General features: G+C 72.8%; 22 protein-coding genes. 9 read left to right on the top strand and 13 right to left on the bottom strand.

The genetic code is table 11. The features are described 5' to 3' along the window. Positions 1-3: 3 nt before the first annotated feature. Complete coding sequence (locus tag ABZ573_RS21460; protein ID WP_358120279.1) at positions 4-2943, bottom strand: glycosyl hydrolase family 28-related protein; 2940 nt, start codon at positions 2941-2943, stop codon at positions 4-6. 344 nt (positions 2944-3287) lie between these two features. On the opposite strand from ABZ573_RS21460, the gene ABZ573_RS21455 reads away from it, so the two are divergent. Then, positions 3288-4349 carry a LacI family DNA-binding transcriptional regulator gene (locus ABZ573_RS21455; protein WP_358120276.1) on the top strand — a complete coding sequence of 354 codons (1062 nt, stop codon included), beginning with the start codon at positions 3288-3290 and terminating at the stop codon, positions 4347-4349. Here the strand turns inward: ABZ573_RS21455 and ABZ573_RS21450 are convergent. Genes ABZ573_RS21450 through ABZ573_RS21420 form a run of 7 tightly spaced genes read right to left on the bottom strand, consistent with a single transcriptional unit; the run spans position 4342 to position 11760 of the window. Next, on the bottom strand, positions 4342-5037 hold the full coding sequence (locus ABZ573_RS21450; protein WP_311411097.1) for a putative N-acetylmannosamine-6-phosphate 2-epimerase: 696 nt from the start codon (positions 5035-5037) through the stop codon (positions 4342-4344). The genes ABZ573_RS21455 and ABZ573_RS21450 overlap by 8 nt on opposite strands. Continuing rightward, on the bottom strand, positions 5034-5984 hold the full coding sequence (locus tag ABZ573_RS21445) for an ROK family protein (protein ID WP_358120272.1): 951 nt from the start codon (positions 5982-5984) through the stop codon (positions 5034-5036). The genes ABZ573_RS21450 and ABZ573_RS21445 overlap by 4 nt, the downstream gene beginning before the upstream one ends. Continuing rightward, positions 5981-6823, bottom strand: a complete 843-nt coding sequence (locus ABZ573_RS21440; protein ID WP_151455081.1) for a carbohydrate ABC transporter permease — start codon at positions 6821-6823, stop codon at positions 5981-5983. Before ABZ573_RS21440 ends, ABZ573_RS21445 begins: the two co-directional genes overlap by 4 nt. Further along, complete coding sequence (locus ABZ573_RS21435; protein WP_151455080.1) at positions 6813-7760, bottom strand: sugar ABC transporter permease; 948 nt, start codon at positions 7758-7760, stop codon at positions 6813-6815. Before ABZ573_RS21435 ends, ABZ573_RS21440 begins: the two co-directional genes overlap by 11 nt. A gap of 12 nt (positions 7761-7772) precedes the next feature. Then, positions 7773-9056 carry a sugar ABC transporter substrate-binding protein gene (locus ABZ573_RS21430; RefSeq protein ID WP_151455079.1) on the bottom strand — a complete coding sequence of 428 codons (1284 nt, stop codon included), beginning with the start codon at positions 9054-9056 and terminating at the stop codon, positions 7773-7775. A gap of 23 nt (positions 9057-9079) precedes the next feature. Beyond that, positions 9080-10675: an FAD-dependent oxidoreductase gene (locus tag ABZ573_RS21425; RefSeq protein ID WP_327028553.1), complete on the bottom strand. Its 1596-nt coding sequence runs from the start codon at positions 10673-10675 to the stop codon at positions 9080-9082. A 32-nt stretch (positions 10676-10707) separates the two neighbouring features. Next, positions 10708-11760, bottom strand: a complete 1053-nt coding sequence (locus ABZ573_RS21420; protein ID WP_151455491.1) for a LacI family DNA-binding transcriptional regulator — start codon at positions 11758-11760, stop codon at positions 10708-10710. A gap of 495 nt (positions 11761-12255) precedes the next feature. On the opposite strand from ABZ573_RS21420, the gene ABZ573_RS21415 reads away from it, so the two are divergent. The 3 genes from ABZ573_RS21415 (at position 12256) to ABZ573_RS21405 (ending at position 15622) form a co-directional block, all read left to right on the top strand. Next, entirely contained in the window at positions 12256-13614 is a 1359-nt protein-coding gene (locus tag ABZ573_RS21415) for a hypothetical protein (RefSeq protein ID WP_151455490.1), read from the top strand. Positions 13615-13782: 168 nt separating this feature from the next. Continuing rightward, a complete protein-coding gene (locus tag ABZ573_RS21410) occupies positions 13783-14610 on the top strand; it encodes a DUF72 domain-containing protein (RefSeq protein ID WP_358120312.1) in 828 nt (275 codons plus the stop codon). Positions 14611-14665: 55 nt separating this feature from the next. Next, on the top strand, positions 14666-15622 hold the full coding sequence (locus tag ABZ573_RS21405; RefSeq protein ID WP_358120267.1) for a DUF1152 domain-containing protein: 957 nt from the start codon (positions 14666-14668) through the stop codon (positions 15620-15622). 27 nt (positions 15623-15649) lie between these two features. Here the strand turns inward: ABZ573_RS21405 and ABZ573_RS21400 are convergent, their stop codons facing one another. Continuing rightward, positions 15650-16702, bottom strand: coding sequence for a zinc-binding dehydrogenase (locus tag ABZ573_RS21400; RefSeq protein WP_358120264.1), 1053 nt, complete (start codon positions 16700-16702; stop codon positions 15650-15652). Between the two features lie 243 nt (positions 16703-16945). On the opposite strand from ABZ573_RS21400, the gene ABZ573_RS21395 reads away from it, so the two are divergent. Beyond that, complete coding sequence (locus ABZ573_RS21395) at positions 16946-18151, top strand: peptidoglycan DD-metalloendopeptidase family protein (RefSeq protein ID WP_327028549.1); 1206 nt, start codon at positions 16946-16948, stop codon at positions 18149-18151. Between the two features lie 75 nt (positions 18152-18226). On the opposite strand, the gene ABZ573_RS21390 is transcribed toward ABZ573_RS21395, so the two are convergent. Beyond that, positions 18227-18946, bottom strand: coding sequence for an ElyC/SanA/YdcF family protein (locus tag ABZ573_RS21390; protein ID WP_358120260.1), 720 nt, complete (start codon positions 18944-18946; stop codon positions 18227-18229). Positions 18947-19121: 175 nt separating this feature from the next. On the opposite strand from ABZ573_RS21390, the gene ABZ573_RS21385 reads away from it, so the two are divergent. After that, positions 19122-20282, top strand: a complete 1161-nt coding sequence (locus tag ABZ573_RS21385; protein WP_358120257.1) for an epoxide hydrolase family protein — start codon at positions 19122-19124, stop codon at positions 20280-20282. A 133-nt stretch (positions 20283-20415) separates the two neighbouring features. Here ABZ573_RS21385 and ABZ573_RS21380 read toward each other — a convergent pair whose 3' ends face one another. After that, on the bottom strand, positions 20416-20922 hold the full coding sequence (locus ABZ573_RS21380) for a hypothetical protein (RefSeq protein ID WP_358120254.1): 507 nt from the start codon (positions 20920-20922) through the stop codon (positions 20416-20418). 222 nt (positions 20923-21144) lie between these two features. Here ABZ573_RS21380 and ABZ573_RS21375 point away from each other — a divergent pair, with 222 nt between their 5' ends. Then, a complete protein-coding gene (locus ABZ573_RS21375; RefSeq protein WP_358120251.1) occupies positions 21145-22218 on the top strand; it encodes a hypothetical protein in 1074 nt (357 codons plus the stop codon). 72 nt (positions 22219-22290) lie between these two features. Here the strand turns inward: ABZ573_RS21375 and ABZ573_RS21370 are convergent, their stop codons facing one another. Further along, entirely contained in the window at positions 22291-23448 is a 1158-nt protein-coding gene (locus ABZ573_RS21370) for a citrate/2-methylcitrate synthase (RefSeq protein WP_358120248.1), read from the bottom strand. Positions 23449-23516: 68 nt separating this feature from the next. Between ABZ573_RS21370 and ABZ573_RS21365 the strand changes: the two genes are divergently transcribed. Beyond that, the gene (locus tag ABZ573_RS21365) at positions 23517-24716 is read left to right on the top strand and encodes a citrate synthase (RefSeq protein ID WP_358120245.1); all 1200 of its coding nucleotides are present in this window, start codon (positions 23517-23519) and stop codon (positions 24714-24716) included. Positions 24717-24860: 144 nt separating this feature from the next. Here ABZ573_RS21365 and ABZ573_RS21360 read toward each other — a convergent pair whose 3' ends face one another. Next, the gene (locus tag ABZ573_RS21360) at positions 24861-25352 is read right to left on the bottom strand and encodes an FBP domain-containing protein (RefSeq protein WP_358120242.1); all 492 of its coding nucleotides are present in this window, start codon (positions 25350-25352) and stop codon (positions 24861-24863) included. Positions 25353-25423: 71 nt separating this feature from the next. Here ABZ573_RS21360 and ABZ573_RS21355 point away from each other — a divergent pair, with 71 nt between their 5' ends. Beyond that, positions 25424-25993 carry a TetR/AcrR family transcriptional regulator gene (locus ABZ573_RS21355; protein ID WP_151455478.1) on the top strand — a complete coding sequence of 190 codons (570 nt, stop codon included), beginning with the start codon at positions 25424-25426 and terminating at the stop codon, positions 25991-25993. Positions 25994-25995 lie beyond the last annotated feature (2 nt).

The raw sequence follows: 25995 nt of genomic DNA, 5'->3' as shown, positions 1-25995 counted from the left end.
GCGTCAGCGGAGGCCGTGGATCTCCACCTCGAAGACCCGGGCCAGCCCGTCGGTCGGGCTGGGCTCGGTGAACACGAGCCGGACCTGTCGGATGCCGGTCGGCGCGCCGGCGAGGTCGACCCGGGCCGGGTTTGCGGTGTTCGCCCCGGCCGAACCGATGGTCGTCCAGGCCCCGTCGACCAGGGCCTCCACCCGGAACGCCCGCACCCGCAGGCTCTCCGAGCCGGCCACCCCGCTGTAGAGGTCGAGCCGCTGGAGCTCCGCCGGCCCACCGAGATCCAGGGTGAGCGCGGGTGCCGGGTCGGCCGAGCCGGAGATCCAGCGGGCACCCGTCCGGTCACCGTCCACCGCGTGGGCGGCGACGTTGCCGGAGAGCACCGAACTCGCCTGCACCGCGGCGCCCCGGGCGAGGTTCTCCCCGGCCACGCCCACCCGCAGGGTCTGCGTGATCTCCTGCCGGTGGTTGGCCCGGGTGAACGCGACGGTCAGCCGGACCGTGCCGTCGGTCACCGCGTCGGCGGGGACCTGCACGCTCACCGCGACCGGCGTGGTGGCGCCCGCGGGCAGCCGGGTGGTCTCCGGCCGCGCCCGCACCTGCCAGCCGGGCGGCGCGTCGACGCCGACCGTCAGGGCGGTGAGCGGGCCGGGGCCGTCGTTGCGTACCCGCAGCACGGCGCTCCCGGCCCGACCGGGCAGCACCCGGATCTCCGGCGTGTCCAGCGCGACGTGGGCGCCGGCCGGGTCGGCCTTCCTGCCGGTCACCCCGACCCCCAGGTACGCCACCTCGATCTCGGGCACGGTCCGGCCGGTCGTCACGTCGGCGACGGTGGCGCCCCACCGGGTGTTGGCCACGTTGTCCGGCCGGTAGCCCCGGGTGCCCCGGATCACGATGCCGCTGCTGTCGCGCAGTCCCACCGCGTACGGGTACGGGCCCTGCACGGTGGCCACCCGGAAGAAGACCGTGTTGCCGAACAGGACGTCGTGCACGTCGTCCAGCTCGACGGCCTGGGACCGCCAGCCGTAGATGTGGTCCTCGGTCTGCAGCGCGTGCAGCTGCCAGTTGCGGACGCGGCGCAGCACGACCTCGCGGTGCTCGTGGTGCTCGACGGAGACCTCGTACATTCGGCCGCGCACCGAGGTGTCCTCGACGAGGAACCCGTTGTCGGCCCAGCCGGCGACGCTCCAGATGTTGGCGAAGGTCCCGCCGCCGCCCTGCACCCAGAAGCTGTACCTGTGCCGGCCCCGGTACTGGTAGCCGGGATCACCGGCGCCGGGGTCGCCGGGCGCGGTCTGCTCCGGGTGCCACTTCACGAACTGGGTGGCGATGTCGGCGAGGTAGCTGCGCTCACCGGAGCGCCAGTGCACGTGCACCGAGCCCGCGGTCTGCTGCGCGGAGTCCAGGCCGAGGCCGGTGACCTGGTTCCGCCCGCCGAGCGGGGTCTGGACCATCGCCTTGGGCCGCTGCGGGTCGGTGAATCCGGCGGCGCGCTCCGGCAGCTTCAGCCAGGTCTGGCGGGGATGCAGGCCGATCAGGTTGTTCTGTGGCCGCAGCCGCAGGGTGTTCCCGATCAGGTACTGCCCCATCGGCACGTAGACGGTGTCGTGCTCGTCGAGGGCCCGCTGGAAGATGGCGTGGTCGTCGCTGGTGCCGCTGCCGACCGTGACGCCCCTGGCGGCGGCGTACTCGACCACGTTGACCCAGCCGCCGGTGGCCGGTGGCAGGGGCGCGTCGGTGCGCAGCAGCCGGGCGAAGCTCGGCGGCGCGGCCGGTGTCGCGGAGACCAGGACGCCGTCGGTACGCCGTTCGGTGTCGCTCAGCGCGTCGTCGACCCGGAGTCCGAGCGTGGCGTCGCGCACCAGGTACGACGGGCCGGGGCCGACCCAGGTGCGTCCGCTGGGCACGGTGGTCAGCAGCGCACCGGTGCCGGTGACCCCGGTGTCGACCATGTTGAGCTGGTTCTGGGCGCGGACGAGTTCCGGCTCGCCGCCGCCCGCGACGGACTCGCTGTCGTTGAGGGTGATCGCCGCCCCGCTGATGTTCTCGAAGACCGAGTCCTGCACGTAGAGGCGCTGGGTCTGGTTCGGGGTGGCGACGATGCCGGCCGGCGAGTCGGCGAAGCGGTTGCGGATCAGGCTCAGCTTGCTGTCCGTGTGCAGCTTGACGGCCGCCTCGCGTTGACCGGTGAAGGTGGTGTCCAGCAGCGTGGTCTGCCAGCCGGGCGAGGCGGCGAAGGCCAGCATGCCGACCGTGCCGCCGTAGACGTTGACCCGTTGGATCAGGTTGGCGTTGTGGTCGATCCCGGCGTATCCCGTACCCACGTGGATGTCGAGGTCCTGGAGGACGAACATCTGGGCGCCGCTGAAGCGTACGGCCACCGCGGCGGGGTTGCCGGGCTCGATCCGGATGTCCAGGTTGACCAGGCCGGTGCCGAAGGTGTCGTTGTTGCCGAAGCTGCGGGCCGCGCCGGGCTGGAAGGGCCGGCGCAGCGCGGCGAAGAGGAAGGACTGGTTGCCGTCCTGGAAGCCGGGGGTGGACTCGGCGAGGACGAACTCGGGCCGCGCGGCGCCGAACCCGATCAGGCGCACCGAGGCGTGCAGGTCCACCTGCCGGGAGAGGCGGTAACGCCCTTCCGGCACGAAGACCACGCCGCCGCCGTCGCCGACGGTGACGTTGCGTGCCCCGCCGACGATGTTGCCCAGCCAGTTCTCGCCGCCCCGGCGGGAGGCCTCGTCGATGGCGGCCTGCACCGAGGCCGTGTCGTCACCGACGCCGTCGCCGTGCACCGGGAACCGTGCGCTGCCGAGGACGACCGCGGTCGGGTCGGTCGGCATGCTCCGGTAGACGGAGGCCGAGGCGGCCGGTGGGGTGGGGGCTGCCGCCGGCGGGGCGGCGACGGCCGGCGCCACGGCCGTGGCGGCCAGGAGGAGGGAACCGGCCAGCATGCCGACCCGTGCCCGGCCCGCTGGGGGTCGGCGGCCGGCTGCCCGCCGGGGTGGAGCTTGGATCATCGGGACGCCTTTCCTGCCCCTGTCGGGACCGGTCGGCGACCATGTGGTCATGCGCATAACCAGAATGTTTCCGCTGGCCCGAGCTGTCAAGAGCCGGGCCGCCAGAATATGAAACCCCCGCGTAACATTGACTTACGGCGACCGGTGGGCTGATCATTCACGGCAGCCCGCTCCCGAGACGTCGCCGTGTGCGATCGTGTGGTCATGCGCATGACCAGCCGGGGCGACGGCGCGGGAGCGGGCCCCCGGCGAGCGGCCGGGACACGGAGGTGACGACGATGCCAGGCACCAACGGCCGGGCCACCCAGGCCGACGTCGCCCGGCTCGCCGGGGTCAGCCAGGCGACCGTGTCACTGATCCTCAAGGAGGGCGACACGGGTCGCCGACGCGTCGGTGAGCAGACCCGTCAACGCGTGCTCGACGCCATCCGGATGACCGGGTACGTCGCGAACCCGGCCGCCCAACGCCTGGCCGGGGGACGCACCCGGATCATCGGCGTCTTCACCTACGAGCCGGTCTTCCCGCGCGACAGCCGGGACTTCTACCACCCGTTCCTGGTGGGGGTCGAGGCGCAGGCCGAGGAGCTCGACTGCGACCTGCTCTTCTTCACCAGCACCCCGTCCCGGCAGGGGCGGCGCCTGCTCGGCGACGGTTCCCGCCGGCTCGGCGTCGCCGACGGCTGCGTCCTGCTCGGCCGCCACGACGACAAGCGTGACCTGGCGGACCTGCTCGGCCGCGACTTCCCGTTCGCCTTCATCGGCCGACGGGAGTCCGACGCCGGCATCGTGCCGTACGTCGGCGCCGACTACGTGACCGCCACCCGCGAGGTGGTCGAGCGGCTGTTCGCCCTCGGCCACGAACGGGTCGGCTTCCTCGGCGACCTCCGCCGCGACGAGCCGTCGGCCGACCGTGCGCAGGGCTACCAGCAGGCGGTACGCGCCGCCCGCAGCCGTCCGGTCGTGCTGGACGGCGCCGGGTTGACCGGCGGCGAGGCACTCGACCTGCTCGACGACAACGGGCTCACCGCGGCGGTCGTCTGGCCGTCCGGGTTGGCCCCGCAGATCCGGGCGGCGGCGCTGGCCCGGGGGATGTCCGTTCCCGGCGACCTGTCACTGGCCCAGCTCGGCGACGCCGAGGACGGCAGTCCCGGCGACATCGACTGGACCGGTTTCCGGATCCCCCGCGAGCAGATGGGCGCGGGGGCGGTGCGACTGCTCTTCGAACAGCTGGTCGGTCCCGCGCCGGGCGCCGACGCCCTGCAACGCAGCCTGCCCTGCGCCGTCGTGCCCGGGACCACCGCCGCGGCGCCGCGGCGCACCCGCCCCCGCGCCGTCAGGTGAGTCGGGCGCCCGCCGGGGTGGCCGGCACCAGGCGACGGGTGAGCCACAGCGGCGAGGTGACCGCGTTGCCCATCACCACCGAGTGGGCGCCCGCCGCGAACGCCTGCCCGATCTGCTCGGCGCTGCGGTAGCGGCCCTCGGCGATCACCGGCACCGCCAGCAGGTCGGCGAGCCGGGCCACCAGCGTCAGGTCCGGTCCGTCGGTCGGCGGGCTGGCCGGGGTGTAGCCGGAGAGGGTGGTCGCGACGGCGTCCGCACCGGCCCGCACGGCGGCCACGCCCTCCTCGACGGTGGAGACGTCGGCGAGGACCAGCGCGTCGCTCCGCTCCCGGACCGCCCGGACGGTGTCGGCGAAGCTGCGCCCGTCCGGACGGGGACGGTCGGTGGCGTCGACGGCGACGATGTGCGCCCCGGCCGCGGCCACGTCGAGCGCGTGCGCCGCCGTCGGGGTGATGAAGACCCCTTCGACGCCCTGCTTGTGCAGCCCGATGACCGGCACGTCGACGGCGGCGCGGATGGCCCGGACGTCGGCGGTGCCGTTGGCCCGGACGGCGACCGCGCCGCCCCGTACCACCGCCGCGGCCACCCGGGCCTGCACGTACGGGTCGCGCATCGGGTCGTCGGGATCGTCGAGCACCGGCTGGCAGGAGACCACGAGGCCGCCGGCCAGCTCGTCGAACACACTCACGTTCTCGTCCTCTCGTCGGTGATCACGGCGGAGCTGCCGGCCGCCTGCCGGCCGGGGCCCGCCAGTCGGGCGGCGCCCACGACGACCGCGTCCGCGCCGAGCGCCGCCGGGAGCAGGGACACGTCCGCCCAGGCCGCGGGAAGTTCGGCGGTGAAGGCGGCGCGGGCGACGGGGAACAGGGCGTCGGCCGCCCCGCCCGCGAGCACCACCGCCTGCGGATCGAGCAGGGCGACCAGCCCCGCGAGCGCCCGGCCGAGGGCCGTGGCGGCGCGGTCCACCACCTCCCGGGCGACCGGTTCACCGGCCGCCGCCCGCTCGGCCACGGCCCGCCCGGTGATCCGCACACCGGTCTCGAGGGCGTACGCGCCGGACAGTCCCGTGCCCGAGGCGATGCCCTCCAGGTGCCCGTACCGGCCGCACCCGCAGCGCAGCCGCTCGGCGCCGGGAGCCGGGAGGTGCCCCACCTCGCCGGCGCCGCCCCGGGCGCCGGTGGAGATCCGACCGTGCTGGAGCATCGCGCCGCCCAGGCCCGTGCCGACCGCGACCAGCACCAGGTCCCGCCGGTCCCGGCCCGCGCCGACCCAGCTCTCGCCGAGCGCGGCGGCGTTCACGTCGTTGGTGACCCGGACCGGCCGGGCCAGCCGCGCGGCCAACTCGTCGGCGACCGGCGTGCCGGCCCAGCCGGGCAGGCTGTCGGTGGCGTACCGGATGGTGCCGGTGGCCGGATCGACCGTGCCGGCCGTGCCCACGCCGACCGGGCCGGCGCCGCCCGCGTCGAGCAGCTCCCGGACGAGCCGCGCGGCGGTGTCCAGCACGGCCGCCGGCCCCGACCCGGCAGGAGTGGGTGCCAGGCGACGCCCGAGCACCTGCCCGTCGGGTCCGACCAGCGCCGCCGCCGTCTTGGTGCCGCCGATGTCGAGGCCCACCAGGGCCGCCGGCACCGTCATCCCTTGAGCCCGGTGTGCGCCAGGCCCTCGACGAACTGCTTCTGCGCGATGACGAAGACCACCAGGACCGGCAGCGCGGTCATCGACGCCGCGGCGAGCTGGACGTTCCACATCGGGCCGCCGTAGGCGTCGACGAACTGGGTGAGCGCCTGCGGCAGGGTGAACTTCTCCGGCGAGGAGAGGAACACGATCGGTTCCAGGTAGAGGTTCCAGCTGTGCAGGAAGGTGAAGATGGCGACCGCGCCCAGCGCGGGCCGGGACAGCGGCAGGGCGATCTTCCAGAAGGTGGCGAACCGCCCCAGCCCGTCCACCCGGGCCGCCTCCTCCAACTCGCCGGGGAGGCTGATGAAGAACTGCCGCATGATGAAGGTCGCCAGCACGCTCGGCGCGCCGAGGATCGGCACCAGGATCAGCGGCCAGTGGGTGTCGACCAGGCCCAGCTTGAAGAACATCTGGAACAGCGGCACGATCGTCACCTCGCTCGGGATGAGCAGGCCGGCGAGGATCACCAGGAAGAGCACGTTCTGGCCACGGAAGCGGATCCGGGCGAAGGCGTACCCGGACAGCGCCGCCACCGCCAGGGTGCCGACGGTGACCACCAGCGCGATGTAGAGGCTGTTCAGGTACTGCTGGCCGAACGGCTGCAACTCGAACACCCGCTGGTAGGCGTCCAGCTTCGGGCTCGTCGGCAGGAGCTGCGGCGGGAAGCTGAAGATGTCGGCGATCGGCTTCAGCGAGGAGGTGACCATCCACCAGGTCGGGAAGACGAACGGGATCGCCAGGACCAGCAGCACCCCGTAGAGCACCAGCTTGGTCCGGGGCGACAGGTCACGATTCATGGTGGACCCACCTCTTACGCATCTGCCACTGCAGCACGGTGAGCGCGAGCACGATGACGAACAGCACGATCGACAGCGTGGCGCCGTAGCCGAAGTGGTGGAACTGGAACGCCTGCTGGTACAGGTAGTAGACGAGCACCGTGGTCGAGGTGCCGGGGCCGCCCTGGGTGAGCACCGCGATCTGCGCGAAGACCTGCAACGAGCCGACCACCGTGATGATCGACGTGAGCAGGATGGTCGGGCTGATCATCGGCACGGTGATCCGCCAGAACTGGCGCAGCCGACTGGCCCCGTCCACCTCGGCGGCCTCGTACAGCTCGGCCGGCACGCCCTGGAGGGCGGCCAGGAAGAGCACCATGTTCAGGCCGACGTTCTTGAACACCTGCACCACGACGACCGAGAACATGGCGGTGCCCTCACCGCGCAGCCAGTTCGGCCCGTCCACGCCGACCGTGTCGAGCAGGCCGTTCACGCCGCCGTTGTCCTGCAGCAGGAACCCCCACACGATGGTCCAGGCGACCAGCGAGACGACCACGGGGGAGAAGAACAGGGTGCGGAACACGATCGTCCCGCGCAGCTTCTGGTTGAGCAGTACGGCGAGCAGCAGGGCCAGGCCGAGGTTGAACACCACCAGCCCGACCGAGAACAGACCGGTGGCCCGCAGCACCGAGCCGAGGTTGGTGTCGTCGGCGAGGTTCGCGTAGTTCTCGGTGCCGACGAACTCGAACGTGCCGGCCAGCACGTTCCACTCGTGCAGGCTGTACCAGACCACCAGGATCAGCGGCAGGATCACGAAGACGAGGCTGCCGAGCAGTTGGGGAGCGATGAACAGGTAACCGGTGAGCTGGTCACGGCGGCGGCTGGTCCAGTACGGCCGCGACCGGTCCCGGGTGGGCGGGGCCTCGACCCCGCCCACCGTCGTGTCCGTCTGGGACATGGTCAGGCTGCCCTACTTCGCCAGCAGCGGCTGGATCTTGGTGCAGACACCCTCGAGGACGGCCTTGACGTCCGCGTCGGCCTTCCAGAGCGGGTCGAGCCCGGCGCGCACCTGCTGGCTCAGCTCGGCCTGCCCGGCGTGACTGGGCTTGACCACGCCGTTGGTGATGCCGTCGATGACGACCTTCTGCAACTGCTCGGGCTTGAGCGTCGGGTTCGTCTTGGCCAGCGTCTCCGCGGTGAGCTGCGACTGGCGCGGCGGCGGGAAGAACTGGGCCAGCTTGGCCGAGTTGGTGGGGTTCGTCAGGAAGGCGAGGAAGTCCGCCGCCGCGTCCGCGTTCTTGCTCTTCTTCATCACGCCGACGCCGGCCTGGCCGACCACCGAGTAGTTGCCCTTCGGCCCGGCCGGCAGCGGCACCAGGTCCCAGCCGAAGCCGTCCGGCTTCAGCAGCGAGGCGCGGGAGATCTGGGTGACCGTCATGGCGGCGTCACCGGCGAAGAAGTCGGCGGTCGTACCCGGGCCGGGCAGCGCCTTGCCGGTGAAGATCGCCTTGTGCAGGGTGGTCATCGCCTCGACCATCTCCGGGGCGGCGAAGCCGCAGGACTTGCCGTCCTCGCTCCACGCCTGGGCGCCCCAACCGGTCCAGAGGGTCGACAGGTTGTCCCAGCCCTTGTAGTCGAAGTCGCGGATCACCAGGCCGGCCTTGCCGCTCGACGCGGCGGTGGCACCGGCCGCGGCCAGCGCGTTGTCCCAGTTCCACTGCCCGGCGGCGATCAGCTCGGCCGGGGTCTTCTGCCCGGCCTTCTTGAGCATGTCGGTGTTGACGAAGACGCCGAACGGCGAGGTGGAGAACGGGTACGCGTACAGCTTGCCCCCGTCCTGCCAGAGCTTGAGGGTGGCGGGGGAGATGTCGTCGTACTGGTAGCCCTCGGCCTTCTTGAGCTTCTCGTCCAGCGGCAGCAGCGCGCCGGAGGCGACGAAGTCGGGGGCCGAGTTCTCGAACACCCAGGCCAGATCGGGCGCGTTGCCGCCGGCGATCTGGGTGGTCAGCGTCGTGGTGTAGTTCTCGAACGGCAGCGGGTCGAACTTGATGGACGCGACGTCCGGGTGGCTCTTGCGGTACTCGTCGGCGATCTCGTTGAACAGCTTGAGGTGCGCCTCGTTGGCGGACCAGACGGTCATCCGCAGGTTGGCGGGACCCTTGTCCGCGGCCTCGTCACCGCCGCCGCAGGCGGACAGCGCGAGGACGCCGGCCAGTGTCGCCGCGACACCGCGCACAGCCTTTCCCAATCTCATGATCTTCTCCTCTTCGGGGGTGTTCAGTAGCCCGCGACCTGGGGCCAGCGCATCTCCACGCCGGCCGCCGAGAGGCGGTCCTGGAAGTCGGCCAGCAGGCGGGGGGTGCCGCGGACCGCGCGCGGGGACTCGCCCCGGGCCAGACAGAAGTCGGCGAGCAGGCCGGCGACCTCGCCGACGTTCCACTCGACCGGGTGCAGCCGGTAGCTGCCGTTGGTGATGTGGGTGGTGCCGATGTTCTTGCCGGCCGGGAGCAGGTTCTCGACCCGCTGCGGGATCAGCGCGCCCAACGGGATCTCGAACGGGCACGACCCGACGTCGATGTAGTTGTCGCCACCGGTGGAGGGGTGCAGGTCGATGCGGTACATCCCGACGCCGATCGAGTCCGGGTAGGCGACCGCGCCGTGCTCGCCGCGTACGGCCAGCGACAGGTCCTGCTCGACGACCGTGTACTCGGCCCGGATGCGGCGCGACTCCCGGATGTAGGGCGCCTGCGCCAGGCCGTCGCGGCTGCCGGTCACGTCGCCGCGCAGGCGCAGGCCGGGGAAGCCGGTCCCGCCGTCCGGCCGGGGCGCCTCGGTCTGCATCCAGTAGAGCACCGAGTACGACAGCTCGCGGGCCTTGCTCAGGTGCCACGACGCGTTCGGCACGTCGATGACCGGACTCTCGAAGTAGTCGATCATCGGCCAGTTCACCAGCGTGATGTCGCTGTCGTACGCGCCGTCGGTGAAGTTGCGCCGGGCGGCGATGCGCCGGAACGTCCAGAGGTTGCCGTCGCCGGGGTTGAGCCGTTGGTCGGCGTTGACGGCCAGCGGGTCGTCGTCCGGGTTGGGCGTGAAGCTGCGCTCGACGATCTCCAGGGTGCGCGGGTGCGGCGACCGCCAGGACAGCAGCCGGTCGCCCCAGAAGTCGGGCTTGTAGTCGCGCCAGAAGTCGTAGTTCGCCGGCCGCTCGATGGTGTGGTCGCCGTCGACGTGGTCGAGCGCGAAGCAGACGGAGACGGCCTGCATGTTCATCGGCTGCGCCTCGGCCGGCGCGCTGGGCTCGCCGGTGTCGGCCTGCGACTCGAAGCCGGTGACGTACTCGGTGCCGGTCAGCGGCAGCAGCTCGCCGGTCTCCGTCGCGTCCAGGATGTACGGCGCGACGAGGTCGATCCGCTCGTCCCGGTCGCGGTGCGCGACGGTCACCCCGACCACCCGGTCCCCGTCGGTCTCCGCGGCGACCGGCCGGTACGGCTGGAGCACCGTCAGCCGGCCGGAGCCGAGGAACGGCGCCAGCATCTGCTCGATGACGGCGACGGCCACCCGGGGCTCGTGGCAGACCCGGCTCACCCAGCCGGCTCCCGGGTTGAGGTCGGTCCAGGCCCGCGACCGCTCGGTGAGCGGGTAGTGCCGGCGGTAGTAGTCACGGATCCCGGTGCGCAGGGCCCGGTAGCTCGCGGTGGCTCCGAACTGTTCGATCCAGGAGTGCTCGTCCGGCGGGACGGCCTGGCTGGTGAGCTGCCCGCCGAGCCAGTCGAACTCCTCGGTCAGGATGACCGACCGGCCGGCCCGGGCCGCGGCGAGCGCCGCCGCCACCCCGCCCAGCCCGCCCCCGACGACGAGGACGTCCGCACGCATCTGTACCACTTGCTTCCTTCCGGGTTGCACGGTCACCGCTCAGCTGCGGTGGACCGCCGATCAGGGGTGCCGAGGGTGTCGCCCTCGACGAGTTCGCAGGGCAGGAGCCGCTGCTGGACGCCGACGGCGCTGCCGTCGATGACGCTGGCGAGCACCTCGACCGACTGCCGGCCCATCTCCTCGCGGGGGATGCGGAATCCGGTGAACGCGAGGTCGGTGGGAACCGGGACCGTCGGGTCGCCGAGCGTCAGGATCGACAGGTCGCCGGGCACGCCCAGGCCGCGCCGCCGGCTGGCCAGCTCCAGCGCCACGGCGGTGGCGAAGTCCTCGACGAAGGCCACCGTGGTCCCGTCGGCCAGCAGGTCGTCGAGGATGACCTCGGCGTCCCGGGCGACGGTCGTCAGGTGGCGGGCGCTCTCCGCGGCCGTCGCGGCCGCGACGAACCCGCGCCGCCGGTCCGCCGAGGACTCCGCGGTCAGGTCCGTGTTCAGGTAGGCCAGGCGCCGGTGACCGCGGGCGAGGGCCAGGGCGACCAGCTCGCCCACCGCCGTCGCGTAGTCGGCACCGACGTACGGCACCGGGCCGCCGGCGTCGTCGCGACGGCCGACGGCGACGTACGGGAAGCCGTCGCGGTTGAGCCGGTGCAGCTCCGCGGCGTCGATCTCCCGGCCGAGCAGGATGCAGCCGTCGGCGAGGCGGAGCCGGTTGTCCTGGTGGAAGATGCGGCGCCGACCGTCGACCACCGGGGCGCTGGTGAACAGCAGCAGGTCGCAGCCGGCCCGTTCCGCGTACTCCTCGATGCCCAGCAGGAAGGGGTGGAAGAAGTCGCGGCTGCCGCTGGGGAAGGCGGGCTCGTAGGTGAAGACGCCGATGATCCGGTTGAACCGTGCGGCGAGCCGGCGGGCCACGGGGTCGGCGGCGTACCCGGTCTCCGCGATGGTCCGCAGCACGCGGTCGCGGGTCTCGGGCGCGATGCGGACGTCGGCGTCGGCCCGGTTGTTGAGCACCAGCGACACGGTCGCCTGACTGACGCCAGCCAGCCGCGCGATGTCACGCTGCGTGACGCGTCGGGGTGTAGAGGGCACCACAGGTCCTTCCGGTGCGGCTAATGCGTATTAGCGCTCGGCGTTGGGGAGGAGCCTGGCGGGCCGACCGGGTTTGTGTCAAGAGGGGGACGGAGAGATTTCTTGGAGATGAAGTCCCTGGAGTAATGCGGATTAGCTCCGAGCGGTCCACCCCGCGTTCGCGGCCGGCCGGCTCCCGACGGAGCCGGCGGGCCGTCCCGCCGAGGCCGGCGGCCGGCCTCTTGACAAGACCCGCCCGGGTCGAGCAGCATTCGAGAAGGATTGATGGTAATACGTATTAGCACCTGACTCGGGCGGCCTGCTCACCCTCGCGGTGGCCGACCGTCTCACGCAGCGTGACTTCGTGCCGCCCCGCGGCGTGCTGCGCGGCGTCCACAGTCGTCACCGGCGTACCCGTCCCCACCTCCTGGGCTCCTCCGTCGACGGCCCCGTACGCCGACGGCCCGCCCGGGCGGTGGGGGAGCCCCACCATCCCCCGACAGAGCAGGAACAGCGATGACGAAAGCACCCGTCCGAGTGCCCGGTCGCGCCGCCGTGGCGGCAGCCGGCGCGGGCATGCTGGTGACCGCGCTGGCCGGTGCGGCTCCGGCCGCCGCCGATCCGGCCCTCGACTTCCCGCGCTTCACCTACGCGGGCACCGCGTTCGACAAGAGCGCCCTGACCTACAACCCGACGAACGAGTTCATCTTCCCGAGCGTCATCCGGGCCGCCGACTACTTCCCCAACCCGCTGGGCACCTACTACCTGTACTACGCGCCCCACGAGCGGCCCGGCGGGATCGCCCTGGCGTACGCGGACTCGATCAACGGTCCGTGGACCGAGTACCGGGCCAACCCGTTGATCGGCAACACCTGGCTGCCCCACTACTCCACGGTCAGCCACATCTCCTCCCCGCACGCCATCTGGGTGGAGGGGGAGCGCAAGCTGTTCCTCTACTTCCACGGCGAGAACTCGATCACCCGGTACGCCACCTCCGAGGACGGCATCCACTTCGACTACGGCGGGACGGCGATCAGCCGCGACGACAGCACCGGCGGGGAGACCTCCTACGCCCGGGTGTTCGAGCACGCCGTGCCGCGGCTGGGCAGCCGGTACCTGATGCTCTTCATGGACAACCCGACCGCCGCGCCGCCCGGGCCGACCGGGCCGGTGTCCCGGCGGATCCGCTGGGCGGTCTCCCCGGACGCGCGCACCTGGACGATCCAGCCCGACCCGATCGTCACCCCGCAGGGCATCCAGGGCCCGAACGCCTCCGGCCCGTTCTTCCTGCGCTGGAACGGCCGCAACCTGGTGATCTTCCACGCGGCCGACGGCAACATGCACGCCGTGGACGTCGGCGACGACCTCGACCGGGAGGTCCACCTCGGCGTCGTGCACGACTCGATGGTCGCCGCGCCCGACCTGGGGCGCTCTGCCGCGCCGACGTTCTACTTCGAGGGGCGCACCGCGCACATGTACTACGAGGCCGGCGGGCGGCTCACCGCGACGATCGGCCATGCCGTCGCCACCCTGGACCGGCCGGTGCCCACCCGCGAGGTGGACTGCGTGGTGGACCGGCCGGTGCTGTGGCCGCCGAACCACCAGATGGTCGACGTCACCGTGACGGCGGACCTGCGCGACGGGGTGCTCGGCCCGTACGCGCTCAACCTGACGGCGGTGACCGGCGGCGACGCCGCGGACGTCAGCGGCTTCACCGTCGGCACCCCGGACACCAGCGGCCGGCTGCGGGCCGAACGCGACGGCGCCGGCGGGGACAGGGTCTACTCCCTGACCTACGCGGGCCACGACGAGATCGGCCGCCCGGTCGGCTGCACCGTGACGGTCACCGTGCCGCACGACCAGGGCCGCGACTGACGGAGCAGGGACCGCTGGGCGCCGGCCGTGCCGCACGGGCACGGCCGGCGCCCGCGCCTGGGCTCGCCGCCGCCGGCGCGGCCGGATACCGTACCCGCGGCGCGGGTCACCCCGCGTCGGGCCGTCGAGCGGTGGGAGGATCCGATGCGCCTGCACGTGGGGTGCGCGATGTGGACGCACAAGTCGTGGCAGGGGCGCTTCCTGGCGCATCCGCTGCCGGCCCACGAGCGGCTGCGCGCATACGCCGGCTGGTGCACGGCGGTCGAGGGGAACACCACCTTCTACGCCACCCCGGCCCGGGAGACGGTCGCCTCCTGGGCGGAGCAGACCGACCCCGACTTCCGGTTCGTGCCCAAGCTGCCGAAGGTCGTCACGCACGAGCGTCGGCTCACCGGCGCCGACGAGGAACTCCGCGCCTTCCTGCACGCCGTCGAACCCCTCGGCCCACGGGCCCACGCCCTCTGGATCCAGCTGCCGGGCTCGTTCGGCCCGGCCGACGTACCCGCGCTGGCCCGTTTCCTGCGCGGGCTGCCCACCGCCCACCGGTACGCCGTGGAGGTCCGGCACCCCGCGTTCTTCGACGACCCCCGGGCGGCGCGGACGCTGGAGGAGGCGCTCGCCACCGTCGGCGCCGAGTGGGTGCCCTTCGACACGACCGCGTTCTTCCGCACCCCGCCGACCAGCGACGCGGAACGCGAGGCGTGGACCAGGAAGCCGCGCACCCCGCTGCGCACCCGCGCGCTGACCGACCGGCCGATCGTCCGCTATCTCGGTCGCGACGACCCCGCACGGACGGTCGAGGGCTGGCAGCCGTGGCTCGACGTGGTGACCGGGTGGCTGCGCGAGGGCCGATCGCCGACGATCTTCGTGCACACCCCGGACAACGCCGACGCGCCCGAGCTCGCCCGCCGGTTCCACGACGAGGTGCGGGCGCGCCTGCCCGAGGTCGAGCCGCTGCCCGAGCCGGAGCCGGTCGGGCCGTCGACGCTGTTCTGAACGGAACCGTCCCGCCTGCCAGGGAACCCCTGTGCCGGTCGCCTGAGGAGGCTCGATGCGGTCGCTGGCCGTACCGCCGTTGTTCGCCGCGCTGGAGCCGGCGCGCACCGTGCTGATCGCGGGCGCGGGCGGCGGCTTCGACGTGTACGCCGCGATTCCGCTGGCCGTCGCGTTACGCGACGCCGGTCGGACGGTGCACCTGGCCAACCTCTCCTTCACGCGGCTCGAACTGCTCGACCTGGACGCCTGGGCGGCGCAGGACGTCGCCGCCGTCACCCCGGACACCGCCGGCCCCGACGAGTACTTCCCGGAACGGGCGCTGGCCCGCTGGCTCGCCGCCAACGACCAGCCGAGCACCGTGTTCGCCTTCCCGCGGGTGGGCGTGGAGCCGCTGCGCGACGCGTACCGGCATCTGGTCGATGCGCTCGGGGTGGACGCGGTGGTGCTGGTCGACGGGGGCACCGACATCCTCATGCGCGGCGACGAGGCCGGCCTCGGCACCCCCGTCGAGGACATGACGAGCCTCGCGGCGGTGGCCGGCCTGGACGTGCCGGTGAAGCTGGTGGTGTGCCTCGGGTTCGGCATCGACGCGTACCACGGGGTCAACCACACCCAGGTGCTGGAGAACATCGCCGCCCTCGACCGCGACGGCGCGTACCTCGGGGCGCTGTCCATTCCGGGCAGCAGCCGGGAGGCGCGGCTGTACCGGGACGCGGTCGCGTACGGGCAGGCGGCCACGCCGCTGCGGCCCAGCATCGTGCACGGGCAGATCGCCGCCGCCATCCGTGGCGCCGACGGGGACGTGCACGTGACCCGCCGCACCCGGGGCAGCACCTTGTTCGTCAACCCGCTGATGGCGATCTACTTCAGTTTCGACCTCGACGGCCTGGCCCGCCGTTCGCTCTATCTCGACCGGCTGGAGCACACCGTCGGCATGCGACAGGTGGCCTCCCGGATCGAGGACTTCCGCGACGAGGTCGAGCGGCGCACGCCCCGGGTCTTCCCGCACTGACCCCTCGCCGCCGCGCCGCCCGCCGGCTCAGGCCCGGTCCGGCTGGTTCGGGTCGATCAGCACCTTGGTGTGCTCGCTGCGGCCCGAGTCGAGTTCGTCGAGGACGTCCTTCAGCGACGACAGCCCGAAGGTGCCCGTGTGCAGTGCCGCCACGTCGATGCGACGTGCGGCGATCGCGTGCATCGCGCCCACGAAGTCCTCGTGCTGGTAGGCCAGTGACCCGATCACCGTCAGCTCCCGGCTCTGCCAGTCGCCGTAGCTGACGCTCGAGTTCTCCAGCGGGTAGCCGAGCAACGCGAGCGTCCCGCCCCGGCGCACCAGCTCGGCCGACGGTTGGAACAGCGACGGAACGCCGCTGCACTCGTACACGACGTCGGCGCCCATGCCCGCGGTGAGCTCGTCCAGCGCGGCCGGCAGGTCGGCGGGCTCGACCACGTGGGCGAAGCCGAGCCTGCCGGCCAGCGCACGGCGCGCCGCGGAGGGCTCCGAGATGATCATCGGCCCCGCCCCGGCGTTGCGCGCGTGCTGGGCGGTGAGCAGCCCGATCGGGCCGGCGCCCTGGACCAGCGTGGTGCTGCCGTACTCCGCCGCCACCCGCCGCACGGCGTGGAAGGTGACCGTGGCCGGCTCCACGAGCGCCGCCTCCACCGCCGAGAGGCTCTCCGGAACGGGGATGACTCGCCGCGCCGTCACCTGCACCCGGGTGGCGAAGGCGCCGTGCGGCGGTGCGTCGGCGTCGACCCCGTTGGCCTCGGCGAACACGGTGTCGCAGTGGCGGGCGTGCCCGGCGACGCACTGGCGGCAACGGCCGCACGCCGGCCCCACCGCGCCCACCACGCGCTGGCCGACCCGCAGCCCGTCCACGCCGGCGCCCACCGCCGAGACCGAACCGGTCCACTCGTGCCCGAAGACCGCCGGCGGCAGCATGTGCCCGTCGGTGTAGCCGTGGACGTCCGTGCCGCAGATCCCCGTGTACGTGATGTCGACGGTCACGCGGCCGGGCCCGGGCTCGGCCCCGGACACCTCTCCCGCACGGAGTTCGCGCGGACCGGCGACCGCGAGATAGCGACCAGCAGACATACGGGATCCCCCTCGGCGACAGCTCCAGTCTCGCACCCGACCCGCGCCACGGGGCGTCTACCAGCAGATTCGCGCGGCGGGGCGTCCCCGATCCGGCCGGGACCCCCGTCGCCGACGGTGGATCTTCGGCCCCGCGCCGAAACATACCTTCATTGCCGGCGGGTCAACATGTAGACAATCTTCCTCGTTCTGTCTATCGTCAGCACCACTTAGCGATGTCCTTCGATTTGAAAGAGGTCGTCAATGGTGCACATGAGACGATGGGCCGGCGTCGCCACAGCCCTGCTGGCGACGGAGCTCCTGGTCAGCGGCACCGCCGCGCACGCCGCCGTGCCCAAGCCGGAGCCGGTGCGGGTGAGCGTCGAGGACGCCGTCACCGCCAAGCTGCGCGCGCAGGTCCAGGCCTCGGAGGCGGAGCACGCCGAGACCTCCGCGGTGGCGCACCCGGAGAGCTCCGAGACCCGGGTGAACGTCACCCGCAGGAACGGCCCGTGGGCCTTCGGCACCGCCGTCGCCGTCACCACCCACGAGAAGGACGTCCATCCGACCGGCGCGATCTTCATCGCCCGTGCCGAGGCCGGCACGTGGCGGGTGAACTTCGACGGCGAGGCCGGGTTCAGCGAGCTGGCCGCCGAGTCGCCCCTGGTCAACAAGCAGGAGAAGGCGGTCTTCGCCCGTACCCCGAGCACCATGCAGGCGGGCGGCGACTATCGGACCGGGATGGCCCTGCCCTTCGCGGTGGGTCAGACGTGGACGCTGACCAGCGGCCCGCACGGCTGGGGCGGCTACGAGGCGCCGTACAGCTCGATCGACCTGGCCGGCGGTGACCAGGTGGTCCGCGCGGCGCGGGCCGGCACGGCGTACACGATGTGCACGGGGTGGATCCGGGTGATCCACGACCGGGGCTACTCGACCGACTACTACCACCTGTGGAGCAGCATCTCGGTCAACGGCGCCGCCGTCGGCCAGGGCGCGTACCTGGGCTACACGGGCACCGACGTCACCTGCGGCGGGGCGGCGTACGGCCGGCACGTCCACTTCGGGCTGCGGCAGAACAGCGCCTATGTCGGCATCGCCGGCCACAGCATCGGCAAGTGGGAGTTCGCCAACGGCGCTGCCGCCTACCAGGGCGGGGCGCGGCACGGCTCGGTCTGGGCCGGCGCCGGCGCCGGCCTCTACAACTACGGGGCGCTGGGCTTCAACCAGGCGGTGGTCGACGCCAACGGTGGTGGCTCGGTGAACAAGCGGTCCGGCCCCGGCACCGGCTACGCCGTGCGGGGATCGGTAGGCGACGGCACCACGGTCACCGTCTCCTGCTCCGCCAACGGCACCTCCCACGCCGGGCGGTACGGCACCACCGCGCTGTGGAACCGACTGAGCGACGGCACCTGGGTGTCCGACGCCTACCTGGCGAGCGGGGTGAACGGTCCGATCAACGGCTGGTGCTGACCGGCATCCGATCCGAGCGTCGACGCAGGGGCCCCGCCATCTTGGCGGGGCCCCTGCCTCGTGGGCGGCCGGGGGTCAGCCCGGGGCGCCGACGAGGAGGGACTCGTGGCGACTCCACAGCCACCGGAGGTACTGCTGGAGTTCCCCGAGGGTGGCGACCTGGTCCTCGTCCATGTAGGTGAGGATCCGTTTCACTTCTCCCGGCACGAGGTCGTAGGCGGTGGCCCCGGTCTCCGGGACGGGCGTGTCGGGGGAGACGGCCACGGGGACGGGGATGACGGGCAGGCGGAGGTTCCTCCTGCCCAGTGCCTTGAGGACCGTGAGGTAGGCGCGGGGCAGATGGTAGGGGGAGACGGCGAGCGCGAGGCTCGCGATGCCGAGGCCCTGCGCCTGCTCGGCGATCCAGGCGGCCTGCCGGCCGGTGTGGGGGGCGGGTCCGGCCTGGAGGCGGACCCCCTCGCAGCGACGGAGGCCCAGGCCGCGCAGGTGGTCGAGCGTGAGTTCGACGTAGGTCTCCTCGGCCGGGTTCCCGTTCGTCACCAGGAGGTGACGCAGGCCGGGGTTCGCCTCCCAGGTGCGGATCGCGTGGCTGAGCCGCCACTGTTCGCCCTGGCCGGTGGCCACGACGAGGGCGTTGACGCGGTCGGCGGCCGACGACGGCAGCGTCAGGATCGCCGTGAGGGCCTTCAGCACGTCCAGGAACTGGCCGGCGGTGAAGCCGGCGAGGTCTTCCTCCCCGACGGTCCGAGGGATTCCTCCGTGGGGGTTCGCCGCATGTTCCGCCCTCGTCCGCATCGGACGACGATACTGCGTGGGCCGGCGTGACCCGGAGAGCTTCGACGCTGCGGCCCACCCCGACTGAGCCTGCCGGGTGCCCGCGCGGCAGACCGCACGGCGGAAGGTGCGCGCCCCCGCGTACGCCGTCAAGGATGTGAATCTCGCGCGAGCCGTGACCCTGGAGGGCGCTGGGATGAAGCCGTTCCGCATCGAGATACCGCAGGCCGACATCGACGACCTGCGCCGACGACTGGCCGACACCCGGTGGCCGCACGAGCCGGGCGCGGACGGCTGGGAACGCGGCGTGCCGCAGTCCTACCTGCGGGAGCTGGCCGACTACTGGGGCAGCGGGTACGACTGGCGGGCGGCCGAGGCGCGGCTGAACGAGTACCCCCAGTACGTCACGGAGATCGACGGCGCCACGGTGCACTTCCTGCACGTACGGTCCCCGGAGCCGGACGCGACGCCGCTCGTCCTCACCCACGGCTGGCCGGGCAGCTTCCTGGAGTACGTCGACCTCGTCGGGCCGCTGACCGATCCGCGCGCCCACGGGGGTGACCCCGCGGACGCCTTCCACGTGGTGATCCCGTCCCTGCCCGGGTACGGCTTCTCCGGCCCGCTCACCGGGACCGGCTGGGGCGTGCCGCGCATCGCCGGGGCGTGGGCCGAACTGATGGACCGGCTCGGTTACGGCCGCTACCTGGCGCAGGGCACCGACTTCGGCTCCTGGGTGACGGTCGCGCTCGCGGCGGCGGACGCCGGGCACGCGATCGGGGCGCACGTCAACTTCCTCATCACGCCGCCCCCCGGCGACCCACGCGAGCTGGGCGCGCTCGACGAGGACACCGGCCGGCGGCTCGCCCGGCTGGCCCGCTTCGTCGACGACGAGTCCGGCTACATGAAGATCCAGGCCACCCGCCCGGTGACGCTCTCGTACGCCCTGACCGACTCCCCGGTCGGGCAGCTCGCGTGGATCGTGGAGAAGTTCAAGGAGTGGACCGACTCCGGCAAGAGCCCGGAGGACGCCGTGGACCGGGACCGCCTGCTGACCAACGTGTCGCTCTACTGGTTCACCCGTACCGCGGGCTCCTCCGCCCAGCTCTACCACGAGACGGCGGACATGCTCCCGGTCAGCGCCGCGCCGCGGCAGCAGCCCCCGGTGCCGGTGCCGCTCGGGGTGGCGGTCTTCCCGCACGACCCCTCGCAGCCCGTCCGGGCCTGGGCCGACCAGGCCTTCCCGAACATCGTGCAGTGGACCGAGCACGACCGCGGGGGCCACTTCCCGGGGCTGGAGCAGCCCGGGCTCCTGGTCGACGACATCCGCCGGTTCGCCCGGACCCTCGGCGGGGCCTGAGCCCAGGGTCGCCGGACCGGGAAGGGCGTCCACCGCCGGGTGGGCACCCTTCGTCGCGGGTGCCGCGCCGATGTTCCTGCCGGGTGACCGGGGTGGTGCCGTCACCTGACGGTGGCGGCACCCGGTTCCCCCGTCAGCAGCCGCCGCAGGTGTAGAAGAGGATGTCCCAGTGGCTGCCTTCCTTGGTGTACAGGTTGCCGGAGGCCGCCCGGTACTGGTAGCCGAAGCCGGCGATGTAGCCGACGTAGGTGTAGTTCGCCGAGATGTAGTTCTGGATGCAGGTGCTCAGGGCGATGTCGAGCTTGTAGCCGTTCCAGTGGCTGTAGGTGCCGCCGGCGTGCCCGACCTCGGTGCCGGCGGTGATCGTCACGGCGCAGCCGCTGGCGCGCTTGAAGGTGATGATTCCGCTGATGGTGGCCTGCCGGACGCCGTCGAACGAGGTGCAGGTCGAGACGTAACGGTCGCTGCAGTTGCCGCTGGAGGTCCAGGAGACGCCGGCGGCGCGTAGCTGCGACGTGGCGTCGGAGTGGCTGATGGCGAAGGCCGGGCTGGCGAGTCCGAGCGTGGCCCCGGTCGCGGCGGCGATGGCAACCAGGAGCGTGAGCAGGCGGCGGCGCAGGGTGGATCGGGTGGACGACATGACTCTCCCGTTCGCGTGGGGGGATTCCTGCGATGAGAAGGCCGACCTTGCAGGATTTCTACCAGACATCGACAGGCATGACTAGATCTGTCGACGCCGGCAGCTCAGGACGCAAGGCCGAACCGCCCCTACCGGCATCAATGGGAAGTATCGACCTGCACCAGTTTCCTCATCGAGCGGCCGATGGTTGTACGAGACGTGACGGCAGCCTCACACTCCCGCATGGCGATCCCGGCGTCGGCGCAGCCCGCGTGGCGGATCAGGTGGGCCGAGCGCGAGAACGACCGGCGGCGGTGCGCGTACGACACGCAGGTGGCGGCCTGGCAGCGGCACCACGACCATCTGGCCCGGCTGCGGATCGAGGCGGCCGGGTTCCTCGGGTGCACGCAGCCGCGTGCCGGCCTGCCGGTGGACCTCGACGCCGACGAGGTCGTCTACCGGGTACTGCCGGTCGCTGACCTGGTCGAGGCGGACGCGCGGCACGGCACCAGGCTGCCCGCCCCGGGCCTGACCGTCGCCACGGACGACGCCGCCGGCCGCGCGCTGCCGAGGGGCGTGCGGGCCCTGGACACGGGAATGGCCGTCGTGACCAACCACCGCGTCGCCTTCTCCTCGGGGCGCGGGTGGCGGCACGAGTGGAGGTACGCGGACCTGGTGGGGCCCGCGCACCATCCCGAGGTGCCGTTCACCCTGCTGCACGCCACCGACGGTCGCCGGCTCGCCGGGCTGCGGGTGCCGGCCGCCGCGACCGTGAACTTCCGCTTCTATCTCACCCTCGCCTTCGCCGCCGCCATTGGCGAACGGGCCGCCGTCACCGCGCAGCTCGAGGCCCTGCTGGCCGCCCACCGGCACGCGCGGCCGGTGCCACCGCTGCCGGTCCACCCGGATCAGGCCCCGTCGACCGGGCTGCGTGCCGAGCGTCGCGCGGCCCTGGCCGCTGCCGTCGTCGCGGTGGCGTTCGTGGCGCTGACCGCCGCAGGCCCGGCCTCGCCGGAGGGAGCCGACCCGCCGTACCGGGCGGACGAGAGCGCGCGGGGCGCCTCCGCCGCCGCGACGCCGAACCCCGTCGAGGGCGCCGCACCGACCGCCCGAGGCGAGCCGGCGGCGCGCAACCCGGGCGCGGCGACGTCGGAGGCCGGTGCGCTGGCGGCCGCCACCAGGGGCGGTGTGACACGCGTACGCGCGCCGGAAGTGGTGCGGATCGGCGATGCCGTCGCGCCGGCGGCTCCCTTACTGCGGTGGCTCGCCTGCCCGCAGGGCGATTCCGGTGCCAGTGCTCCGCCCCGTCCTGGGTGACGTTTGGGCACCGGCCTCCGGCGTACGCGCGAGGCGCCATCGCGGATGACGGATCGCGGTGGGCGATGGCGCCTAGCCCAGGGGTGGTGCGGTCCCGGTCGGCAGCGGTCGGGGCGCGCTGGGGCCCACGTAGCGCGAGTCTGGCCGGATGATTTTCGAGTCCTCGGCCTGTTCCAGCACGTTCGCGCACCATCCGATCACCCGGCTGGTGGCGAACGTCGGCGTGAACATCTCGCGGGGCAGCCCGCACAGGTGCATGACCACGCCGGCGTAGTACTCCACGTTCGTGTGCAGTTCCCGGCCCGGCTTCAGTTCCGCCAGCAGCGACAGGACCCGCTCCTCGACGGCCACGGCGAGGTCCACCAGATCGCCACCGAGGGACAGGGCGATCGCCTTGAGCATGCGTGAGCGGGGGTCCTCGGTGCGGTAGACGGGGTGCCCGAATCCCATGATCCGCTCGCCGCTGAGGATGCGGTCGCGCAGCCACGCGTCGGCCCGGTCGGGGGAGCCGATGGCGTCGAGGGTGTCGAGGGCCCGGCTGGGCGCGCCGCCGTGCAGCGGGCCGGAGAGCGCGCCGAGGGCGCCACCGACGCAGGCGTAGATGTCTGCGCCGGTGGAGGCGACGACGCGGGCGGTGAAGGTGGACGCGTTGAAGCCGTGATCGACAGTCGCGATCAGGTAGCGCTCGATGGCGCGGGCGTGCGCAGCGGACGGCTCCTTGCCGGTGATCATGTACAGGTAGTTCGCCGCGTGCGACAGGTCGTCGCGCGACTCGATCGGCTCCAGCCCCGCCCGCAGCCGGAACAGCGCGGCCAGCAGGCTGGGCGTGAGGGCGCAGAGTGCCATGGCCTGCGCCCGCCGTTCTGCCGGCGGGGTGTCGTACAACGGGCGGGCCCCGGCGGCGAGGCCGGCGACGGCCAGGGCGGCGCGCAGTCCGCCCATCGGGTCCGGCGACGTCGACGCCGCGGCGATGTCGGGCAGCGCGGCGGCGACGGCGGGCGGGATGTGGCGCAGCGGCGCGATCTCGCGGCGCAGCGCCGTGGGATCGGTGGGCAGGCAACCGTCGATGAGCAGCGCCCAGACGTCCTCCAACGTGCGCTGCTCGGCCAGGTCGATCGCTGAGTACTGCCGGTAGTGGTAGAAGCCCTCGGCGCCGCGGACGCGGCCGATGGTGGTATCGGTGACCACGACGCCGGCGAGCCCGCGCGGAACGGTGATGGTGTCAGGCATGCGGGCAGCGTCACGCCCCCGGACGGGCGTAGTCAACGTTGATCCAGTCAACGTGAGACCATGCCCACATGTCCGGGGAACAGCTGTTGACCACCGCCGAGGTAGCGCTTCGCCTGCGCGTCAAGCCGGAGACGATCTACGCGTACGTCAGTCGCGGACTGCTTGCCCGGGTCAAGGTTCCCGGCGAGCGGATCAGCCGGTTCCGGCTGGCCGACGTCGAACGGCTGGCCTCCCGCACGCAGGCGACCCGGCCGGTCCGCGACGGCGCCCCGGCGATGCGGACGGCCACCACGTTGATCGCGTACGGGCGGCTGCACTACCGGGGGCTGGATGTCGGCAGGCTCGCGCCGGCGTCGGCGTTCGAGGAGGTCGCGCACTGGCTGTGGACGGGGGAGCGGCGCGGGGAGACCTTCGCGGCGTCCGCCGAGACCCTCGACAGGGCCAGGCTGGCGAGCAGCCACCTCCCCGCCCGGGCACGGCTGTTCGACCGGTTGCCGGTGATCGTCGCCGTCGCGGCCGCGATGGACCCGCTGCGCTTCGACCTGGCGCCCGCTACCGTGACGGCCGTCGCGCCGGGGTTGCTGTCCACCATGGTCGACGCCCTGCCCCTCGCCGGACAGGCTCCCTCCGACGAGCGCCTCGCTGCCCGCCTGTGGTCGCGGCTGACGGGCACGCCACCGTCCGCAGCTGGTCTCCGGGCGCTCAACGCCGCCCTCGTCCTGCTCGCCGACCACGACCTGGCCGCGTCGACCATCGCGGTACGCGTTGCGGCCTCCACCCGGGCGAACCCCTACGCGGCGGTGCTGGCGGGCCTCGGGGCGCTGGACGGGCCAATGCACGGGGCCGTCGGCAGCGGCGTCCACCGCATGATCGAGGCCGCCCGGCGGGACGGGGCGTCGGCCGCGATCGCCGAGTGGCTGCGGGCCGGCAACCTGCCAGGGTTCGGGCATGCGCTGTATCCGGCGGGCGACCCGCGTGGCACGACCCTGCTCGATCTCGTCGCGGACCTGCCGTTCGAGGGTGATCTGCGGCGGGCCGTGGACGACCTGACGGCCACGGCGGCGCGGCGGGAGGCCCTGCCCAACGTCGACTTCGCGGTCGCCGTGCTGTCGCACGCGGCCGGCATGGGGCCGGGCGCCGCCGAGGTGATCTTCGCGGTCGCCCGGACGGCGGGTTGGATCGCGCACGTCAACGAGGAGTACGCCCAGCCGACCAGTCGGTTCCGCTGGAACAGCGGCTACACCGGGCCGCCTCCCGTCTCGCCGTGAACCCCGCCGCGGCCTCTCCTCGCGGTGGGTGGTCAGGTGGCGCGCCGGCAGTGGCCTTCGAGGGCGCGGATCGCGTCGGCGGGTTCCGGTGGGCAGGTGAGCCCGCTCGTCATCGCCGACGTGCGAATTTGCGAAGCCTGGGGATCAGGCGGTCACGGTGGCGATGAACGCGGCGACGTTCGCCATGGTCCGCTGGATCTTCTCCTCCAGGGTGAGTGACTCCTGCAGCCGTGCGCCGGCGCCCGGGTCCTTCTTGCCCCGCACGTACAGCGAGCAGGCGAGGTCGCTGCACATGTAGGTGCCGACCGTGTTGCCCTGCTGCCCGGCCTTGCCCGCCTTCGGCGCAACCATCAGGGAGACGCCGCCTGCGGGGGCGGTCAGACACATCGAGCACATGCCGCGCCGTGGCTGCGAGGGGGCGGGGCTGGGGCAGCGCAGCGCGAGGGCCCTCGGCCGGCCGTCCAGCTCCGTGACGAGGTAGGCGCGGTGGGGGGCCTGCGGATCTCGCCAGCCGAGGTAGTCCAGGTCGTCCCAGGGCCGGTCGGCCAGGTCGCGCGGGACGGACAGACGCTTCGCCTCGCCCTTGGTGCAGTTCACGAAGGCGGTGCGGATCTCTTGCTCGGTCAGCGGCTTCATACGCGGCAGGCTAATTTCCCTAAAGGTAGTAGGCAAATGCATAATGGGTTATGCCGAGCGGGCGGAGGAACATGGCACGCGCAGGACTGACCCCGGAACGCCTGACCCTGGCGGGAGCGGAACTGGCCGACGAGGTCGGCTTCGACCAGGTGACCGTCTCGGCGGTCGCCAGGCGGTTCGACGTCAAGGTCGCGAGCCTGTACTCGCACCTGAAGAACTCCCAGGACCTGAGGACCAGGATCGCCCTGCTCGCCCTGGAGGAACTCGCCGACCGGGCCGCCGACGCCCTGGCCGGGCGCGCCGGCAAGGACGCCCTGACCGCCCTCGCGAACGTCTACCGCGACTACGCCCGGGAACATCCCGGCCGCTACGCCGCAGCCCAGCTCAGGCTCGACCCGAAGACGGCGGCGGCGAGCGCCGGCGGCAGACACGCGCAGATGACGCGGGCGCTGCTGCGCGGCTACGACCTGACGGAGTCGGACCAGACGCACGCGGTCCGGCTGCTGGGCAGCGTCTTCCACGGCTACGTCAGCCTGGAGATGGGCGGCGGGTTCAGCCACAGCGCCCCCGACACGCAGGAGACGTGGTCACGGGTCCTGGACGCCCTCGACGCCCTGCTGCGCAACTGGCCCGCGCCCTGACC

Source organism: Micromonospora sp. NPDC007220 (assembly GCF_040634035.1).
Lineage (GTDB): Bacteria > Actinomycetota > Actinomycetes > Mycobacteriales > Micromonosporaceae > Micromonospora > Micromonospora reichwaldensis.
This window is presented reverse-complemented; position numbering and strand designations above follow the sequence as displayed.

What these genes read in the sequence shown, in the direction of transcription:
- ABZ573_RS21460 (WP_358120279.1), bottom strand. Translation starts at nt 2,943, where the DNA reads ATGCTGGCCGGTTCCCTCCTCCTGGCCGCCACGGCCGTGGCGCCGGCC.
- ABZ573_RS21455 (WP_358120276.1), top strand. Translation starts at nt 3,288, where the DNA reads ATGCCAGGCACCAACGGCCGGGCCACCCAGGCCGACGTCGCCCGGCTC.
- ABZ573_RS21445 (WP_358120272.1), bottom strand. Translation starts at nt 5,984, where the DNA reads ATGACGGTGCCGGCGGCCCTGGTGGGCCTCGACATCGGCGGCACCAAG.
- ABZ573_RS21440 (WP_151455081.1), bottom strand. Translation starts at nt 6,823, where the DNA reads ATGAATCGTGACCTGTCGCCCCGGACCAAGCTGGTGCTCTACGGGGTG.
- ABZ573_RS21435 (WP_151455080.1), bottom strand. Translation starts at nt 7,760, where the DNA reads ATGTCCCAGACGGACACGACGGTGGGCGGGGTCGAGGCCCCGCCCACC.
- ABZ573_RS21430 (WP_151455079.1), bottom strand. Translation starts at nt 9,056, where the DNA reads ATGAGATTGGGAAAGGCTGTGCGCGGTGTCGCGGCGACACTGGCCGGC.
- ABZ573_RS21425 (WP_327028553.1), bottom strand. Translation starts at nt 10,675, where the DNA reads ATGCGTGCGGACGTCCTCGTCGTCGGGGGCGGGCTGGGCGGGGTGGCG.
- ABZ573_RS21415 (WP_151455490.1), top strand. Translation starts at nt 12,256, where the DNA reads ATGACGAAAGCACCCGTCCGAGTGCCCGGTCGCGCCGCCGTGGCGGCA.
- ABZ573_RS21410 (WP_358120312.1), top strand. Translation starts at nt 13,783, where the DNA reads ATGTGGACGCACAAGTCGTGGCAGGGGCGCTTCCTGGCGCATCCGCTG.
- ABZ573_RS21405 (WP_358120267.1), top strand. Translation starts at nt 14,666, where the DNA reads ATGCGGTCGCTGGCCGTACCGCCGTTGTTCGCCGCGCTGGAGCCGGCG.
- ABZ573_RS21400 (WP_358120264.1), bottom strand. Translation starts at nt 16,702, where the DNA reads ATGTCTGCTGGTCGCTATCTCGCGGTCGCCGGTCCGCGCGAACTCCGT.
- ABZ573_RS21395 (WP_327028549.1), top strand. Translation starts at nt 16,946, where the DNA reads ATGGTGCACATGAGACGATGGGCCGGCGTCGCCACAGCCCTGCTGGCG.
- ABZ573_RS21390 (WP_358120260.1), bottom strand. Translation starts at nt 18,946, where the DNA reads ATGCGGACGAGGGCGGAACATGCGGCGAACCCCCACGGAGGAATCCCT.
- ABZ573_RS21385 (WP_358120257.1), top strand. Translation starts at nt 19,122, where the DNA reads ATGAAGCCGTTCCGCATCGAGATACCGCAGGCCGACATCGACGACCTG.
- ABZ573_RS21380 (WP_358120254.1), bottom strand. Translation starts at nt 20,922, where the DNA reads ATGTCGTCCACCCGATCCACCCTGCGCCGCCGCCTGCTCACGCTCCTG.
- ABZ573_RS21375 (WP_358120251.1), top strand. Translation starts at nt 21,145, where the DNA reads ATGGCGATCCCGGCGTCGGCGCAGCCCGCGTGGCGGATCAGGTGGGCC.
- ABZ573_RS21370 (WP_358120248.1), bottom strand. Translation starts at nt 23,448, where the DNA reads ATGCCTGACACCATCACCGTTCCGCGCGGGCTCGCCGGCGTCGTGGTC.
- ABZ573_RS21365 (WP_358120245.1), top strand. Translation starts at nt 23,517, where the DNA reads ATGTCCGGGGAACAGCTGTTGACCACCGCCGAGGTAGCGCTTCGCCTG.
- ABZ573_RS21360 (WP_358120242.1), bottom strand. Translation starts at nt 25,352, where the DNA reads ATGAAGCCGCTGACCGAGCAAGAGATCCGCACCGCCTTCGTGAACTGC.
- ABZ573_RS21355 (WP_151455478.1), top strand. Translation starts at nt 25,424, where the DNA reads ATGGCACGCGCAGGACTGACCCCGGAACGCCTGACCCTGGCGGGAGCG.